The sequence below is a fragment of the Duodenibacillus massiliensis genome, assembly GCF_900128485.1.
GTDB lineage: Bacteria > Pseudomonadota > Gammaproteobacteria > Burkholderiales > Burkholderiaceae_F > Duodenibacillus > Duodenibacillus massiliensis.
The window spans coordinates 54,860-70,922 of sequence record NZ_LT635858.1 but is presented as its reverse complement, the minus strand read 5'-3'; the positions used below and the strand labels follow the sequence as shown (position 1 = coordinate 70,922).

Annotated in this window: 19 protein-coding genes, 1 tRNA gene and 1 pseudogene; 13 read left to right on the top strand and 8 right to left on the bottom strand. The window is 58.9% G+C overall.

Annotation, left to right across the window (positions count from 1 at the left end):
• Window positions 1-105: 105 nt before the first annotated feature.
• From murA to hisI, 8 genes are read left to right on the top strand one after another with little or no spacing between them, the layout of a single operon-like run.
• Window positions 106-1,359 (top strand): UDP-N-acetylglucosamine 1-carboxyvinyltransferase, encoded by a 1,254-nt coding sequence (murA, locus tag BQ7486_RS02450; protein WP_074008842.1) that lies wholly within the window; start codon window positions 106-108, stop codon window positions 1,357-1,359.
• Window positions 1,360-1,386: 27 nt separating this feature from the next.
• Window positions 1,387-2,064, top strand: coding sequence for an ATP phosphoribosyltransferase (hisG, locus tag BQ7486_RS02445; RefSeq protein WP_022373003.1), 678 nt, complete (start codon window positions 1,387-1,389; stop codon window positions 2,062-2,064).
• A 32-nt stretch (window positions 2,065-2,096) separates the two neighbouring features.
• Window positions 2,097-3,395 (top strand): histidinol dehydrogenase, encoded by a 1,299-nt coding sequence (gene hisD, locus BQ7486_RS02440; RefSeq protein WP_074008841.1) that lies wholly within the window; start codon window positions 2,097-2,099, stop codon window positions 3,393-3,395.
• Between the two features lie 45 nt (window positions 3,396-3,440).
• Entirely contained in the window at window positions 3,441-4,028 is a 588-nt protein-coding gene (hisB, locus tag BQ7486_RS02435; protein ID WP_022373001.1) for an imidazoleglycerol-phosphate dehydratase HisB, read from the top strand.
• Window positions 4,025-4,669, top strand: a complete 645-nt coding sequence (gene hisH, locus BQ7486_RS02430) for an imidazole glycerol phosphate synthase subunit HisH (protein ID WP_022373000.1) — start codon at window positions 4,025-4,027, stop codon at window positions 4,667-4,669. The genes hisB and hisH overlap by 4 nt, the downstream gene beginning before the upstream one ends.
• A 41-nt stretch (window positions 4,670-4,710) precedes the next feature.
• The gene (hisA, locus tag BQ7486_RS02425; RefSeq protein ID WP_074008840.1) at window positions 4,711-5,454 is read left to right on the top strand and encodes a 1-(5-phosphoribosyl)-5-[(5-phosphoribosylamino)methylideneamino]imidazole-4-carboxamide isomerase; all 744 of its coding nucleotides are present in this window, start codon (window positions 4,711-4,713) and stop codon (window positions 5,452-5,454) included.
• A gap of 9 nt (window positions 5,455-5,463) precedes the next feature.
• Complete coding sequence (gene hisF, locus BQ7486_RS02420; protein WP_074008839.1) at window positions 5,464-6,237, top strand: imidazole glycerol phosphate synthase subunit HisF; 774 nt, start codon at window positions 5,464-5,466, stop codon at window positions 6,235-6,237.
• Window positions 6,238-6,251: 14 nt separating this feature from the next.
• Window positions 6,252-6,641 (top strand): phosphoribosyl-AMP cyclohydrolase, encoded by a 390-nt coding sequence (gene hisI, locus BQ7486_RS02415; protein WP_074008838.1) that lies wholly within the window; start codon window positions 6,252-6,254, stop codon window positions 6,639-6,641.
• A 4-nt stretch (window positions 6,642-6,645) separates the two neighbouring features.
• Here the strand turns inward: hisI and trmB are convergent, their stop codons facing one another.
• The 8 genes from trmB to ffh form a co-directional block, all read right to left on the bottom strand.
• Complete coding sequence (gene trmB / locus BQ7486_RS02410; protein ID WP_022372996.1) at window positions 6,646-7,368, bottom strand: tRNA (guanosine(46)-N7)-methyltransferase TrmB; 723 nt, start codon at window positions 7,366-7,368, stop codon at window positions 6,646-6,648.
• Between the two features lie 74 nt (window positions 7,369-7,442).
• A tRNA-Gly gene (locus BQ7486_RS02405) sits at window positions 7,443-7,516 on the bottom strand.
• A gap of 141 nt (window positions 7,517-7,657) precedes the next feature.
• Window positions 7,658-8,311, bottom strand: coding sequence for a methionine ABC transporter permease (locus BQ7486_RS02400; protein WP_022372995.1), 654 nt, complete (start codon window positions 8,309-8,311; stop codon window positions 7,658-7,660).
• A complete protein-coding gene (locus BQ7486_RS02395) occupies window positions 8,301-9,353 on the bottom strand; it encodes a methionine ABC transporter ATP-binding protein (RefSeq protein WP_074008837.1) in 1,053 nt (350 codons plus the stop codon). Before BQ7486_RS02395 ends, BQ7486_RS02400 begins: the two co-directional genes overlap by 11 nt.
• A gap of 149 nt (window positions 9,354-9,502) precedes the next feature.
• A complete protein-coding gene (dnaQ, locus tag BQ7486_RS02390) occupies window positions 9,503-10,300 on the bottom strand; it encodes a DNA polymerase III subunit epsilon (RefSeq protein WP_074008836.1) in 798 nt (265 codons plus the stop codon).
• A complete protein-coding gene (gene rnhA / locus BQ7486_RS02385; protein WP_074008835.1) occupies window positions 10,297-10,800 on the bottom strand; it encodes a ribonuclease HI in 504 nt (167 codons plus the stop codon). The genes dnaQ and rnhA overlap by 4 nt, the downstream gene beginning before the upstream one ends.
• On the bottom strand, window positions 10,797-11,582 hold the full coding sequence (locus tag BQ7486_RS02380; protein WP_074008834.1) for a class I SAM-dependent methyltransferase: 786 nt from the start codon (window positions 11,580-11,582) through the stop codon (window positions 10,797-10,799). Before BQ7486_RS02380 ends, rnhA begins: the two co-directional genes overlap by 4 nt.
• Window positions 11,583-11,594: 12 nt before the next feature.
• Window positions 11,595-12,980, bottom strand: coding sequence for a signal recognition particle protein (gene ffh / locus BQ7486_RS02375; RefSeq protein ID WP_074008833.1), 1,386 nt, complete (start codon window positions 12,978-12,980; stop codon window positions 11,595-11,597).
• Between the two features lie 256 nt (window positions 12,981-13,236).
• On the opposite strand from ffh, the gene BQ7486_RS02370 reads away from it, so the two are divergent.
• The 5 genes and pseudogenes from BQ7486_RS02370 to BQ7486_RS12030 all read left to right on the top strand — a co-directional run.
• On the top strand, window positions 13,237-14,070 hold the full coding sequence (locus BQ7486_RS02370; protein WP_022372989.1) for a cytochrome C assembly family protein: 834 nt from the start codon (window positions 13,237-13,239) through the stop codon (window positions 14,068-14,070).
• 6 nt (window positions 14,071-14,076) lie between these two features.
• Window positions 14,077-14,373, top strand: coding sequence for a PP0621 family protein (locus BQ7486_RS02365; RefSeq protein ID WP_074008832.1), 297 nt, complete (start codon window positions 14,077-14,079; stop codon window positions 14,371-14,373).
• The gene (gene ampD, locus BQ7486_RS02360; RefSeq protein ID WP_074008831.1) at window positions 14,360-14,974 is read left to right on the top strand and encodes a 1,6-anhydro-N-acetylmuramyl-L-alanine amidase AmpD; all 615 of its coding nucleotides are present in this window, start codon (window positions 14,360-14,362) and stop codon (window positions 14,972-14,974) included. The genes BQ7486_RS02365 and ampD overlap by 14 nt, the downstream gene beginning before the upstream one ends.
• A 77-nt stretch (window positions 14,975-15,051) precedes the next feature.
• The gene (locus BQ7486_RS02355) at window positions 15,052-15,600 is read left to right on the top strand and encodes a YggT family protein (RefSeq protein ID WP_022372986.1); all 549 of its coding nucleotides are present in this window, start codon (window positions 15,052-15,054) and stop codon (window positions 15,598-15,600) included.
• A 248-nt stretch (window positions 15,601-15,848) separates the two neighbouring features.
• Window positions 15,849-16,063, top strand: a pseudogene (locus BQ7486_RS12030) (potassium-transporting ATPase subunit KdpA); the annotation flags it as partial.

Here is a 16,063-nt window from a genome sequence, read left to right as displayed (position 1 = left end):
TAGGGCGGGCTTTGGCCCGTCCGTTACAATGTCCGCCCGTGCGGAAAAAGCCGGCGTGACCGGTATTTTTCCCCGTGTTGTTTTCCCCGAAAGAAGTCAGAATCCATGCAGAAACTCAAAATTGTCGGCGGCCGGCGCCTTGTGGGTGAAGTAAGCGCCTCGGGCGCAAAAAATGCGGCGCTTCCCATCATGGCGGCGGCGCTTTTAACCGCGGACGAGGTGATCCTTCACAATGTCCCGGATTTGGCTGACGTCGCAACCATGGGAAAACTGCTCACGGGCATGGGGGCGGCTTTTGAGCGCATCAACGGCGACACGGTGCGAATCTGCGCCGCAGGCGTTACGAGCACCGAAGCACCCTATGAACTGGTGAAAACGATGCGCGCCTCCATTCTCGTGCTCGGCCCCCTGACGGCGCGCTTTGGGTCGGCCAAGGTGTCGTTGCCCGGGGGCTGCGCAATCGGCGCGCGGCCCGTGGATCAGCACATCAAGGCATTAAAGACGCTTGGCGCAGATATCGCGATTGATCACGGGTATGTGACGGCAAGGGCCGCGAGGCTTAAGGGTGCGCGGGTCGTCACCGACATGGTGACCGTGACCGGTACGGAAAATATTCTGATGGCCGCTGTTTTGGCCGAAGGCACCACCGTCATTGAAAACGCGGCGCGTGAACCCGAAATCGTGGACCTGGCGGCGATGCTTAACGCCATGGGCGCCAAAATCCGCGGCGCCGGCAGCCCCGTGATCGAGGTCGAGGGGGTTGCGAAACTGCACGGCACCGAGCACCGCGTGGTGGCCGACCGCATCGAAACGGGGACGTTTCTTTGTGCGGCGCTCGCGACGCGCGGCGACGTTCTCGTGACGCACGCGGCGCCTGCAACGCTTGAAGCCGTGATCGGCAAATTGAGAGAAGCGGGCGCTACGGTAGAAACCGGCAGCGACTGGATCCGCGCAAGGATCAGTGAGCGACCCAAGGCCGTGGATATCCGCACGGTGCCGCATCCGGGATTTCCCACCGACATGCAGGCGCAGTTTATGGCGCTTGATGCGGTCGCTGACGGTACGGGCCGCATTGTGGAAACAATTTTTGAAAACCGCTTCATGCACGTGCCGGAACTGCAGCGCATGGGCGCTGACATCGCGGTGGACGGCCATACGGCGGTCGTGAGAGGCGTTGAGGCCCTCGCAGGCACCAACGTGATGGCCACCGACCTTCGCGCTTCGGCCTGCCTTGTGATTGCCGGACTTGCCGCACACGGGGAAACTGTGATTGACCGTATTTATCATCTTGATCGGGGCTACGAGCATCTGGAGACAAAGCTCTCGGCGCTTGGCGCCGACATTGTTAGGATTAAGTAAAGCCGTTTGGGATAAGGGGAGAAACCTGTGATCACACTGGCACTTTCCAAGGGCCGCATTTTTGAGGAGTTGCTGCCTTTTCTGGCCGCAGCCGGCATCAGGCCGCTTGAAAATCCGGAAGAGTCCCGAAAGCTCATGATCGACACGAACCGCAGTGACCTGCGGATCGTCGTTTTAAGAGCAACGGACGTTCCGACCTACGTGCAGTACGGGGCGGCCGACATGGGTGTAACGGGATGGGACACGCTCTATGAGCACGGCGGCAACGGCCTGTATGTGCCCGTGGATCTGCAGATTGCCCGCTGCCGCATGTGTGTGGCCGCGCCCAAAACCTTTGACTGGGCGGCTAACGTCCGAAGCGGAGCGCGCCTCAGAATCGCGACGAAATATCTGAAGTGGTCGCGGGACTGGTTTGCGCGTGCCGGCGTGCACGTTGATCTCATCAAACTTTACGGTTCGATGGAACTTGCGCCCATTGCGGGGCTCGCGGACGCCATTGTCGACCTTGTGAGCACCGGGGCGACGCTTAAAGCCAACAACATGGTGGAAATCGAAACCGTGGCGCCGATTTCCTCGCGGCTCATCGTCAATCAGGGCGCCATGAAGTTAAAGCGCACGGACCTGATGCCGATTATCACCGCAATGCGCGAAACAGCACTTAAAAAGGCAGAGGAGCGGCGGCAGAAAGCCGCGCTTAAATCCTGAGAACAAATACAAAATTAACGGGAGTACACAGTATGACGATTCGGCGTTTATCCACTAAGGACGCAGACTTTCAGGAAAAGTTCAATCATCTCGTGGCGCGTGACGCGAGTGTCGATCCGGTGATCACCCAGCGCGCGGAAGCCATTGTCGAAGACGTGCGCGAACGCGGCGACGCCGCCGTGCTTGAGTACACGGCAAAGTTTGACCATCTGCCCGCAGAAAAACTCTCGGACCTGATGGTGACGGCCGACGAGATGAAGCACGCCCTTGAGACGCTTCCCTCCGAGCAGCGTAAGGCCCTTGAAGAAGCCGCGGAACGCATCCGCGTGTTTCACGAAAAGGAACTCGCTGAAAGCTTCACGATGACTGACGCCATGGGCAGCCGCCTCGGCCAGCGCGTCACGCCCATTGATTCGGTGGGCCTTTACGTCCCGGGCGGCAAGGCCGCGTATCCGAGCTCGGTTCTGATGAACGCGATGCCCGCGCGTGTGGCCGGTGTGCGCCGCATTGAAATGGTGGTGCCCACCCCGGGCGGCGAGAAAAATCAGCTGGTGCTTGCTGCGGCAAGCCTTGCCGGTGTTTCGCGCGCCTTCACGATCGGGGGCGCCCAGGCCGTGGCGGCTCTTGCTTACGGCACGGAAACGATTCCTTCGGTCGATAAGATCGTGGGGCCGGGCAACGCTTATGTGGCCGCTGCCAAACGTAAGGTTTTCGGGCGCGTGGGCATCGACATGATTGCCGGCCCCTCGGAAATTCTCATCATCTGTGATGGCAAGACCCCGGCGGACTGGATTGCGATGGATCTTTTCAGCCAGGCTGAACACGATGAACTTGCCCAGGCCATTCTTCTCACGCCCGACGCCGCTTTTGCCGACGCCGTTGCCGCTTCCATCGATAAGCAGCTGCCCGGCATGCCGCGAAAGGCGATCATCGAGAAGTCGCTTGCCAACCGCGGCGCGATCATCGTTACGAAGGATCTGGCCGAAGCCTGTGCCGTCGCCGATCAGATCGCGCCGGAACACCTTGAAATGAGCACCGATGAGCCGGAAAAGTGGGCGGAAAAAATCCACCACGCCGGTGCCATCTTCCTCGGGCGCTTCTCCTCTGAAGCACTCGGTGACTACTGTGCCGGCCCCAACCACGTGCTTCCCACGAGCCGCACGGCGCGTTTCTCCTCGCCCCTGGGTGTCTACGACTTCCAGAAGCGCACGAGCATGATTCATATTTCTGACGCCGGTGTGCAGCACCTTGGGGTCGTTGCGGGGATTCTCGCCGAAGGCGAACACCTCACCGCGCACGCTCAGAGCGCACGTTACCGTCTGAAGAGGTAAGTAAGCGCCGCCCATCGTTTTGGACATTTTTCGGGAGACACACCCATGCGCAGTGCCCGTATTGAACGAAAGACCGCCGAAACGGCAATTGCCGTTGAGGTAAACCTCGACGGCACCGGTGAGGCTGACATCGCTACCGGCATCGGTTTTTTCGACCACATGCTGCATCAGATTGCGCGCCACGGCCTCGTGGACCTCACGGTTAAGGCTGAGGGCGATCTTTTCGTGGACGGTCACCACACCGTGGAAGACGTGGGGATTGCCCTGGGGGAAGCCTTTAAAAAGGCTCTCGGAGACAAAAAGGGCGTTATCCGTTACGGCTTTGCCTACGTGCCCCTGGATGAAGCGCTTTCGCGTGTGGTGATTGATCTCTCGGGGCGCCCGGGTCTTGTGTTTGCCGCGGACTTTACGGCACCGATGATCGGGGAGCTTGACACGCAGCTCGTGCGGGAATTTTTCCAGGGCTTTGTGAACCACGCCGCCGTGACGCTGCATATCGACAATCTCCGGGGTGACAACGCCCACCATCAGGCCGAGACGATCTTTAAGGCTTTCGGCCGGGCGCTTCGTATGGCGGTGAGCCCCGATCCCCGCTGCCCTGATGCAATACCGAGCACCAAGGGGGCGCTGTGACTACGATTGCTGTCGTTGACTACGGGTGCGGTAATTTACGCAGTGTGAGCCAGGCCGTCAAAAGCGCGGCAGCGCCGGCCGATACCGTGATCGTGACGCACGAGGCAGCGGCCATTGACGCCGCAGACCGCGTGATTTTCCCCGGTCAGGGCGCGATCGGCGACTGTATGGTGCACCTGAATGCCTCGGGCCTTAAGGAAGCAGTTTTGCGTGCGCTTGCAAATAAACCCGTGCTTGCCGTCTGTATCGGCATGCAGATGCTTTTTGAAGCAAGCGATGAGGGGGGCGGCTCTGCCGCGCTCGGGCTTTTTAAGGGAAAGGTGATCCGCTTTCCGGAAGCGGCCCTTGTGACCGCGCAGGGCACGCGCCTCAAGGTCCCTCAGATGGGATGGAACACCGTGACGCAGCGCATGGATCACCCCGTCTGGCAGGGGATTAAAAACGGCGCCTGGTTTTATTTTGTCCACAGCTACTTTGTCTGTCCCGAAGACGACGCGATCGCGGCGGGGACGTCGAGTTACGGGCTTCCTTTCGTGTGCGCCGTGGCGCACGACAACATTTTTGCCACGCAGTTTCACCCGGAAAAAAGTGCTGCCGACGGCCTCCGGCTTTTTGCCAATTTCCTGCGCTGGAATCCGTAAGGACCGGCGTTTAACCGACAACCACTCACCGACAATTCATCATGCTTCTGATTCCGGCCATTGATATTCAGAACGGACAGTGCGTCCGCCTACGTCAGGGTGACCTGAAAAACAACGTGACGGTTTATAACGAAGATCCCGTGGATCAGGCAGGGCGCTGGGCTGATCTCGGCGCCGAGCGCATCCATATCGTGGATCTTGACGGCGCCAAGACCGGAAAACCCGTGAACGCGAAACTGATCGGCGAAATGATTCAGGAAATCGGCGAAGGGATCGATATCGAGCTCGGAGGCGGCATCCGCACGCTAAACCAGGTGGAAAAGTACATCGATGAGGGTGTGCGCTACGTAGTGATCGGCACCGCCGCCGTCAAGCAGCCGGGGTTTTTAAGTGAAGCCTGCGCGGCCTTTCCCGGCCACATCATCGCGGCGCTTGACGCCAAAGACGGTATTGTCGCCACCGACGGCTGGGTCAAGAGCACGGGGCACGAGGTGAAAGACCTTGCCCGGCGCTTTGAAGATTTCGGCGTGGAGGCGTTTCTTTACACCGACATCAGCCGTGACGGGATGTTGACGGGCGTTAATGCCGCGGCGACCGCGGAACTTGCCCGTGCCGTTTCGGTTCCGGTGATTGCTTCGGGCGGCATGCATACCTTGGACGACGTGCGGGCGCTCCTTGCGGTTGAAAAAGACGGCGTCACGGGCGCTGTTTTGGGCCGCAGCCTCTACGAAGGCACGATTGATTTTGCCGAGGCACTCAAGGTCGTGGAAGCGGCTCAAAAGTAAAGGACATCAGTGATGCTTGCCAAACGCATTATTCCGTGTCTTGACGTCACCGCGGGCCGCGTGGTGAAGGGCGTTAACTTTGTGGAGTTGAGGGACGCCGGGGATCCGGTCGAAGTCGCCCGGCGCTACAACGAGCAGGGCGCCGATGAACTCACGTTTCTTGACATCACCGCGTCAAGCGATGACCGCGACATTATTTTGGACGTCATCGAAGCCGTTGCCGGCCAGGTCTTTATTCCGCTTACCGTGGGCGGGGGTGTGCGGGCAGTCGCCGATATCCGCCGTCTCTTAAACGCGGGCGCGGACAAGATTTCCATTAATACCGCAGGCGTCAATAACCCCGACCTCATCGGGGAAGCGGCCGCGCTTTACGGCTCGCAGTGCATCGTGACGGCGGTGGATGCAAGACGCCGCGACAAAAACGATCCTTCAAAGGGCTGGGAGGTTTATACGCACGGCGGAAGAAAGGCAACGGGCCTGGATGCCGTTCAATGGGCTAAGCGCGTGGCTGAACTCGGTACCGGCGAAATTCTTCTCACATCGATGGACGCAGACGGCACCAAGGCAGGGTTTGACCTGGAACTCACCCGCGCTGTGGCCGACGCCGTTTCGGTGCCGGTGATTGCGTCCGGGGGCGTCGGAAACCTTCAGCATCTTGCTGACGGCGTCACCAAAGGGGGCGCCGACGCGGTGCTGGCCGCATCCATCTTTCACTACGGGATGTACACGATCCGGGAAGCCAAGGACTTTATGGCGTCTCAGGGAATCACCGTGAGACTCTGACAGAGGGGTGCGCCATGTGGCTTGACGACGTAAAGTTTGATGAGAAGGGTCTGGTGCCGGTTATTGCACAGCGTACTTCTGACGGTAAAGTCATGATGCTGGCGTGGGCAAACCGTGAGGCTCTGGAAGAAACCGCGCGCATCGGACGGGGCGTGTATTTTTCCCGCTCCCGGGGCAAGCTCTGGCGCAAGGGTGAAGAGTCCGGCAACGTCCAGATTGTGAAGAAAATCCTGCTTGACTGTGACGGCGACGCCGTTATCTATGAAATTGAGCAGGTGGGGGGCGTGGCGTGCCACACCGGGCACGCGAGCTGCTTTTACCGTGAATTAACTGACGGCGCCTGGCGTGAGGCCGAAACGGTTCTTAAAGCTCCCGAATCGATGTACGCCAAGCCTCATGCCTGATGCATCAGGCTTTTCTGAGGTACACCAGATCCCACACGCCGTGCCCGAGCCGCTCGCCCCTGGCCTGAAATTTCGTGCAGGGGCGCTCGCACAAGGGGTTGGCCATCACCGGTGAAAATCCCGAGCCGTGGGCGTTTGTAAGAAGCGGCTCCGCGGAGAGCACTTCAAGCATCTGTTCGGCGTAATTTTCCCAGTCGGTGGCGCAGTGAATGTAGCCCCTGGGCACAAGTTTGGCGGCAAGCACCTTCACAAAGTCCGGACGGATGAGACGGCGCTTATGGTGGCGCGCCTTGCGCCAGGGATCCGGAAAGTAGACGTGGATACCGGCAAGCGAGTTATCCGCAATCATGTCGCGCACAACTTCCATCGCATCATGCCGGCAGATACGGACGTTAGTGAGCCCCTTTTCGTTTAAAAGTTTGCTCAGCGCTCCGACGCCCGCCGCAAAGACTTCGCATCCGAGGAAATTGATTTCGGGGTGAGCTTCGGCAATTGTTGCCGTCGTTTCCCCCATGCCGCAGCCGATTTCAAGCACCAGGGGAGCTTTGCGCCCGAAAACTGCCTCCGCGTCAAAAAGCTTTGTTTCGTAGGTAACGGCGTAACGCGGAAAAAGCTCATCGAGGGCCCGTTCCTGCGCGGCCGAGATGTGTCCGCGGCGCAGCACAAAGCTGCGGATATGACGGTGCTTGAGCTCTTCAATCTGTTCGGGCGTGAGGTCAGTGGCCATGGCGGTGTCCCCGGGCGGTGCATATGAAAAACGGATCGTTTCATTCGTTAAACGATCCGTTATCAGGAATTCTGTGGAGCGGGCGAAGGGAATCGAACCCTCGTATAAAGCTTGGGAAGCTTTCGTTCTGCCATTGAACTACGCCCGCACACTTTGAGTTTTTCGCTCCGGCAACCACCGAAGCGCACGAGATTATGCCGCAATCGGCGGGCTTTTTCCAACGCCGACCCGCAAAAAAACGGCCCCGCAGGAAAATTCCCGGCGGAGCCGTCTTCAAATGACGGGCCGGTTATCTGTGACTCATGCGTTTCACAAGCCAGTCACCGAAACTCTGCAGCGACTGCACAAAGACAATCAGAATCACGACAACGGCGAGCATCACGTCAGGCATAAAGCGCTGATAGCCGTAGCGGATACCCATGTCGCCCAGACCGCCCCCGCCAATGGCGCCTGCCATGGCAGAGGACCCGACCAAAGCGACCAGAGCGATTGTGAGCCCCGCGATGATGCCGGGAAGCGCTTCCGGAATCAGAACCTTCGTCACGATCTGGAGATTCGTGGCGCCCATGGACTGCGCCGCTTCAATAAGGCCCTTATCCACTTCACGCAAACTGGTTTCCACCAGACGTGCGATAAAGGGGGCCGCGGCGATTGTGAGCGGCACAATCGCTGCGGTCGTGCCGATCGAGGTGCCGGCCACAATACGGGTAAAGGGGATGATTGCCACCAGCAAAATGATGAAGGGGGTGGAGCGGATGGCGTTTACAACCCAGCCGATCAGGCGGTTGGCAACAGGCATCGGATGAATGCCTGTGGGCGTTGTCGTATAAAGAAGAATACCCACGGGGATGCCGATTGCGGCCCCCAAAAGCCCTGAAATTCCCACCATCGTGATGGTTTCAAGCAGAGAATTCCAAAGCATTAACAGCAGTTCAGAGGACATTGTTTGTTTTCTCCTCTACGGTGACGTTGTGTTCGCGGAAATAGGCAACGGTCTTGCTGAGCGTGTCGGCATCAGCTTTGGTGAGAACCGTGAGCGTGCCGAAACTCTTCCCCTGCACTTCCGCAATCTGCCCGAGAAGAATGTTGAAGTCGACGTTAAAAAGCCGCGAGGCTTCGGAAATGATGGGACGCGTGACTTCGCTTCCGACAAAGGTAAGCCTCAGAATGTGGTTGGGGATGCCGTCGGTGACGGCTTTGACCTGCGCTCGGATTCTCTCGACCATCGCGGGCGCAATTTCCTGGCCCATGATGTTACCGACCATGGCGCGCGCCGTTTCGCTCTGCGGACGGCGAAAGACGTCAATGACGGGACCTTCTTCAACCACAACGCCCTTATTCATGACAGCCACGCGGTCGCAGATTTCCTTCACGACGTCCATCTGGTGGGTGATCATCACGATGGTGAGCCCGAGGTCGCGGTTAATCTGTTTAAGAAGCTGCAGCGTCGCAACCGTGGTTTCCGGGTCGAGCGCACTGGTTGCCTCATCGCTTAAAAGGACCTTGGGGTCAGAGGCAAGCGCTCGGGCAATGCCCACGCGCTGCTTTTGGCCGCCCGAGAGCTGCGAGGGGTACTTGTTGCGGTGATCCGCCAGGCCAACGAGGTCAAGAAGCGGCTCCACCTTTTTGCGGATCTCGGTCTTGTCCCAGCCCGCAAGTTCCAGCGGAAACGCGGCATTGTCGTAGACCGTGCGCGAGGAGAGAATGTTGAAGTGCTGAAAGATCATCGCGATCTGACGGCGTGCGGCGCGCAGTTCAGCGTTCGTCATCGTGTTGAGGCACTTGCCGTCCACGGTCACCGTCCCTTCGGTGGGGCGGTTTAAGAAATTGATGCAGCGCACAAGCGTGGATTTGCCGGCGCCCGAGCGGCCGATGATGCCGAAGATTTCTCCCGATTTGATGCTTAAGGAGACATCGTTGAGCGCAAAAAAGTCGCGGCCTTCCGGCGTGCGGTAGCGCTGAGTAATGTGTTGCAGCTCGATCATAAGTGAGTTTTTTCTTTGGTAGGGAAGGGAGGCGCACCGTGTGCGCCCACCCGTCCCAATGTAATGTGTCCGCGAGTCTATCGGGTTATTGGGCCCGTGAGGGAGAAAAGGCCGGTATTTCCCGAAAAATCCGGCGGTTCTTTGCGGTATTACTTCTGAGCCGGGGCTGCGGCGGCGGCTGCGGGCGCATCAGCAGAGCCCGCAGGCTGCGGCACGGTGCTTTCGGGACTTCCCAGCTTTGTGGTCCAGAGGCACGGGCCCTTTTTGGACTTTTTGTTCATGTTTTCAATGAAGGCTTTGTGCACGGCCATTTCTTCATCCGGACAGGATGCCGCGAGCAAGAGCTTGTTGTCGGGCATCGAAATCGTGCCGCCCTCCTTGAGCATTTCCTCCACCGTGTCTCCGATGAGGCTTTCCTGGCGGCGCGTCATCGCGAGGTACACCTCGCCCAAAAGCCGGGCGTCAAGCGAAGCTCCGTGCAGCGTACGAGCCGACCGGTCCACACCGTAGCGGCCGCAGAGAACGTCCAGGGTATTTCTTAGCCCCGGAAAGATCTCACGGGCCATCGCCAGGGTGTCGATTACATTGCTGCAGTAGTCTTCCACGCGGCCTTTGCCGATGCGCTTTAGTTCCGCGTTTAAAAAGCCCACGTCGAACTTGGCGTTATGAATGATGAGTTCGGCGCCCTTGATGAATTTGAGAAAGTCATCGGCCACGTCGGCAAAGACGGGTTTGTCCGCGAGAAACTCGTTGGTGAGGCCGTGAATGGCGACGGCTTCGTCCGGCACATCACGCTCAGGATTGATGTAAGCCCAGTAAACGTGGCTCGGATCGTCAGAGAGCGTGCGGCCCACAATCTCAAAGCAGCCGATTTCCACAATGCGGTCGCCGCTCTCGGCATTAATACCGGTGGTTTCCGTATCCAGACAGATCTGACGCGTGCTCATAACAAACTTCCTTCCGCGGCGGCGGAACCAATGGGGATGTCCTCGGGGATGGTGCCTGCCAAAACACCGGCCACGCCCTTGTTGGCGAGCTCATCGGCCTTTTCGTTGCCGGGGTTGCCGGCGTGGCCCTTCACCCAGCACCATTCAATCTGCGTAAAGCGGTTGCGCTCTCTGTCGAGGCACTGCCAGAGCTCGATGTTTTTAATCGGGGTCTTCCCCTCTTTTTTCCAGCCCTTTTTCTTCCAGCCGTGAATCCACTTGGTGATGCCGTCCTTGACGTAGCTGCTGTCCAAGTGAATTTTCATGGGACAGTCGCGTTTGACGGCCCTTAAGGCCTCAATCACGGCCCTGAGTTCCATGCGGTTATTCGTGGTTTCACGCGCGCCGCCGCAAAGCTCGCGGCGGTGGCCGCCGTAGACCATCAGCACACCCCAGCCGCCCGGGCCCGGGTTGAACTTACAGGCGCCGTCGGTCCAGATTTCAAGAACGGTTTCACTCATAAGACATCTTTTCGGGAGGCATTTTGCTGCACGGCAGGGTTAACCGACGCGGCCACTGCGCTTTTACTGAAGGCCGCCCGCCCCACAAGCGTCAAGCCGGAGACTTTTTTGCGGGCCGTGAGAATCACGACGTTACTTAAGGTGGGCCACCAGCGGTTGCCCGCGAGGTCAAGCCCCGTGGGCAGAAGGTTTGAGGCTTTTTCCGTGGTTTCGGTACGCTCTTTTTGCGACGCGGTTCCGTAGACACCGTAAAAACCGCCTTCGACCGTAAGACCTGCGGCGGCAAGAAGCGCTTTGACGCCTGCGACCGTGCTGGCGCGCGTATCCGTGGGTAAACGGGGTGAAGTACAAAAGAGCTTCTGCCGCAGGGCCCAAAAGCCCGAAGCATTAAAAAATGTGAGAACGAGAACGCCGTTGGGGGCGAGAACGCGCGTGATTTCAGCTAAAACCGCTTTTGCTTCGCTTGCGGTATCGTCCGGTCCGTGAGGCCATACAACGAGGTCGGCGCATTCTGCCGCAAGGGGCAGAGCTTCGGGGAGCGCCGCAACGGGCTCGCGCCAGTCATCATCAGAGAGACGGCATACCTCTGGCGTCACCAGAATCCGGTGGCCGATGCTGCTGCCGGACAAAGCATCGAGTTCGGGCCTGCCGATCTGTACGGCCCGCGACCCGGTGACGGTTTTCACCGAGCGCGCATACGCGGCGCGTTCCCAGTTAAGCACCGTTACGCCGTGCGCCGTTCCCAGAAACTGCAGCCAGGCAAGTGTTTTGCCGCGCGTCATCAGCTCTTGCCTTTAGCGCTTAAAGCCGGGGAAGCCCCCGCCGAAGCCGCCGAAATTGCCGAGCGCACGCATCATCTTGGCAAGGCCGCCCTTTTGCATGCGCTTCATCATTTCACGGGTCTGCTCAAACTGCTTGAGAAGCTTGTTGACTTCCTGCACCGAGACCCCGGCGCCCGCGGCGATACGGCGCTTGCGGCTTGCCTTGATGAGGTCCGGATTGCGCCGCTCCTTCGGCGTCATCGAATTGATGATGCCTTCGGTGCGGCCGATCGTCTTGTTGACGTCCTTGTCCTTAACCTTGGCCGCGGCTTCCTGAAACTGCGCGGGGAGTTTGTCGATGAGGCCTGAGACGCCGATCGACTTCATCTGAGAAATCTGGGCCTTAAAGTCATTGAGGTCAAAGCGCTCGCCCGTCTTGATCTTTTGCGCAAGTTTCTGAGCCTGCTCGATATCCACGGACTTCTGCACGTCCTTGACAAGGGCCACGATGTCGCCCATGCCGAGGATGCGTCCGGCCATCTGCTCGGGATTAAACGGTTCAAAACCTGTGAGCTTTTCGCCGACGCCCACAAATTTGATGGGTTTGCCGGTGACCATGCGCACTGAAAGCGCTGCACCCCCGCGGCTGTCGCCGTCGACCTTGGTGAGGATGATGCCCGTGAGGGTCAGCCGCTCGTTAAAGGCCTTGGCGGTGTTGACGGCGTCCTGGCCCAGCATCGCGTCAATCACAAAGAGGGTTTCCGCGGGTTTGAGGTAAGCGCTTAAGTCGCTTACCTCCTGCATCATCTGTTCGTCAATAGCAAGGCGCCCGGCCGTATCGGCAATCACCACGTCGTAAAAGTGGCGGCGGGCCCAGTCCATGGCATCCCGGGCGATATCGAGGGGCTTTTGCTCGGGCGTGGAGGGAAAGAAGTCACAGCCGGCCTGTTCCGTTACCGTCTTTAACTGATCAATGGCCGCGGGGCGGTAGACGTCAGCTGAAAACGTGAGGACTTTTTTGTTCTGGGTTTCCTTAAGCCACTTTGCGAGCTTACCGGCCGTGGTCGTTTTACCGGCACCCTGAAGGCCGGCGAGCAAAATAACGGCCGGAGGCTGCACGTTTAAGCGGATCGTGCGCTCTTCGGGCGGAAGGTCTCCGCCGATGACGCTTGTGAGTTCGCGCTCCACGACGCCCACTAGAGCCTGTCCCGGGTTTAAGTTCCCGATCACCTCTTCGCCCATGGCTTTGGCCTTGATGCGGGCAATAAGGTCACGCACCACCGGGAGCGCCACGTCGGCCTCTAAAAGCGCAAGGCGGATCTCGCGCACCATGTCGCGGGTGTTTTCTTCGGTCAGACGGGCCTGACCGCGCATTGTCTTCAGAATGCGGGATAAGCGGGAGCTCAGAGTGTCAAGCATGGTTATGGCCGCCGTTTTCTTTTTGCAAAGAACCGGCTAATTAAGTGTGCTGTCAACGGTTTCGAACTAAAATCGGCGTAACGAATGGTCTGCGTCGGCAAAACGCGGACCGCGCAAAGACGGGAAATCGCCTTTTTTGCGCAGCATTCCGGGGCACTTTTTGTGTGCCGTGCGCCGAACGTCTTATTGTACGGCATCGGCTCGAGCGGGCAGTGCTTTGCCGGGATGCTCTAACAGCTATCGGGAAAGATTTCGTATGACGCAGATAACAGCGGGTTGGATTCTGGCAATCGTTGCAGCGCTCGGCTACTTTGCGGCGGGCCTCAAAATCGTGCGTGTATGCAGCCGGGGCGTGCCGGAAGCAGGGGCTCTCAAACCCATGTGGTGGCTCTCCTTTGCCGCGGCGCTCGTGCACACGGCGGCGGTGGGCTGCGACCTTTTCGGCCCGGGCACGGTTTATTTCGGTTTCGGCATGGCGCTTTCGATCGCACTCTTGTTTGCGGTCTTCATTACCCTTGTGGAAAGCTTTGTGCGGCGGGTTTCGGGCCTGATGGGGGTGCTTCTTTTTGTGGCGGCCGTCTGCGCCCTGATGCCGGTTGTCTTTCCGGGTGAAGCCGTTGCGAGCGAAACCTGGACCGTACTTTTCCGCGTGCATCTGATTGTTGCGCTTGGCGCCTACAGCTTCATGACGATCGCCTTTTTGCAGGCGGTGCTTTTGTGGATGCTGCAGCGGCAGTTGAAGGATCCGGCCGCGGCGCATAAGACAACGGGGCTTGTGGCTAACATGCCCAACCTCATGGCGATGGAGCGCATTCTTTACCGCATTGTTTTGTGCGGGTTTGTGTGCCTCACGCTTGTGCTCATTATCGGAAGCTTTGCCACCCAGCAGTACATGGGGCAGCCCTTTGTGTTTGATCACAAGACGGTTCTCACCTGGATATCCTGGATTGTCTTTGCCGTGCTGATGGTCGGGCGCTACTTCTTCGGCTGGCGCAACAAGCGTGCATTGATGCTTTTCTGGGCCGGTTACGCGTTTTTGGTGGCCGCCTACGTCGTCTACCGTTTTGTGATTGAACTCTTTCTGAGTTAAGACGCCATGGGTCGTATTCTTTTCTGGGTCGGCTTGGCCGTCATCATCTACGCCGTCATCGTGATCGGCAGAAAGCGCCGGTCGGCGGAGGAAAAAGCCTTAAGGCGTGAAGCACGGCGCGAGGCAGAGGCGGCGGCCGCAGCCGCACAGACGCCGCAGCCCATGCTGCAGTGCCCGGTCTGCGGCACGCATTTCCCCAAAGAAGAGGCTGTGCTCGGTAACGGCGTTGCCTACTGCTCGGAAAAGTGCCGCGGTGAGGCGCGGCGCCGCGCCTTTGAAGAGACCCTGCATGGCAGAAAATAAGTTTGCCGTTGACGCCTGCGGCTGGAGCCAAAGCGTTGTGCGTGAGCCTTCCGATCACTTTGACGCGAGGTCCGGGGCGCAACTTCCTTATCTTGTGGTGCTTCACAACATTTCGCTGCCGCCGGGAGAGTTTCTCTCCGGGTGCGTTGCGGACTTTTTCACCGACAGGCTCGATTTTTCGATCGATCCGCGGCTTGAGGATATCCGCGGGGTGCGCGTAAGCAGCCACTATTTCATTGACCGCAGGGGCGGCGTCACTCAGTTTGTGAGCTGCCTTGAGAGAGCATGGCACGCCGGCGTGAGCACGTTTGAGGGCAAAAGCCGCTGCAACGACTTTTCCGTCGGCATTGAAATCGAGGGGACGGACTTTACGGTCTTTACCGAAAGCCAGTACGCGGCCCTGACGGAGCTTCTTGCGGCGCTGGCCGCGGCTTATCCCGTGCGGGCAGTTGTCGCGCACAGTGACATTGCCCCGGGCCGCAAAACCGATCCGGGTCCGTTTTTTGACTGGCGGCGGCTGTGGTTTAAAAGGGCTGAGTTCGGGGCCCCAGCTTTCCCCGGTGCGGCGGCCTTAAATTCGCTCGGGTTTTCAGATATTTAGCCTTAAAAGCAGGTCCGGCATGCGGAAGTCCGCTAAACTAGCCGCACGATACTTCTGACGCATAAGTGAGTACTTTCATGGGATTTCTTTTAACGGTTCTGGCGGTTGTGGTGGGGCTTTTGGGAAGCCTCCTTATTTTGCGCGCCTATCTTTGGTCTCTGGCGATCAGCCCCCGCGATCCTCTGGTGCGCTTTGCCTGGAAACTCACCGACTGGCTTGTCAATCCCGTGGCTTATCTGGTGAAGCCCCGCGGTAACTGGGATCTCTCAAGCCTTGCGGCGGCACTTATTCTTGCCGTTGCCTACACGGTCTTTACGCGGGAATTTACGGGGCTGCCGGCAACGGTTGCTGCTTTTGTCGCGATGCCCGTCGCGCTTCTCGTGCGCTGGGGCGTGGATCTTCTCATCTGGGGCACGATCATTTACTGCATCATGAGTTTTACGAGTGCCCGCAATTCCGGGACGATGGCGCTGATGGCAACGATGATTGATCCGTTTCTGCGGCCCTTCCGCCGCTTTATCCCGAGAATCGGCGGCTTTGATTTGTCGCCCATCGTGCTTTTCCTGCTGCTTAACCTCGTGCTGCGGTTTGTGGCGCCGGTGTCCGCTGGTATCCTGATGTTTTAAGGATGTACTCATGCAGGACTTGCTGGCAGCGCTTCTCGCGGCCGCCGCTTTCGGCGTAACGCTTGCGCTTTTGGCGCTTTTCAGGCGCTTTCTTGATAAGGATGCATCCTGACGAAGGAGGCTGCATGCCGCTTGACGACATAATTTTTCTCACGGCTGGTGCCCTCATCATCGGCTGGGTTCTCTACAAATTCTGGAACGTGTAAGGTTTTTTCTGACGTTTCTGCCTGCTAAAAAGGTCCCCGCCCATGCAGCCGGCACTGATTGCCCTCACGGTCTTTTCGATCGTGCTTTTTCTCATCACCAAGCCCCTGGGGCTGTGGCTTACGCCGCTTGCCAAGGGGCGTGCGCCCGCCGTTGTTGAACCCGCCGACCGCGCGGTACTGCATTTTCTGGGCCTTACCAACACCCCGCAGACGTGGGCGGCCTATGCCGCAAGCGCCGTGGTTTTCAATATGGCGGG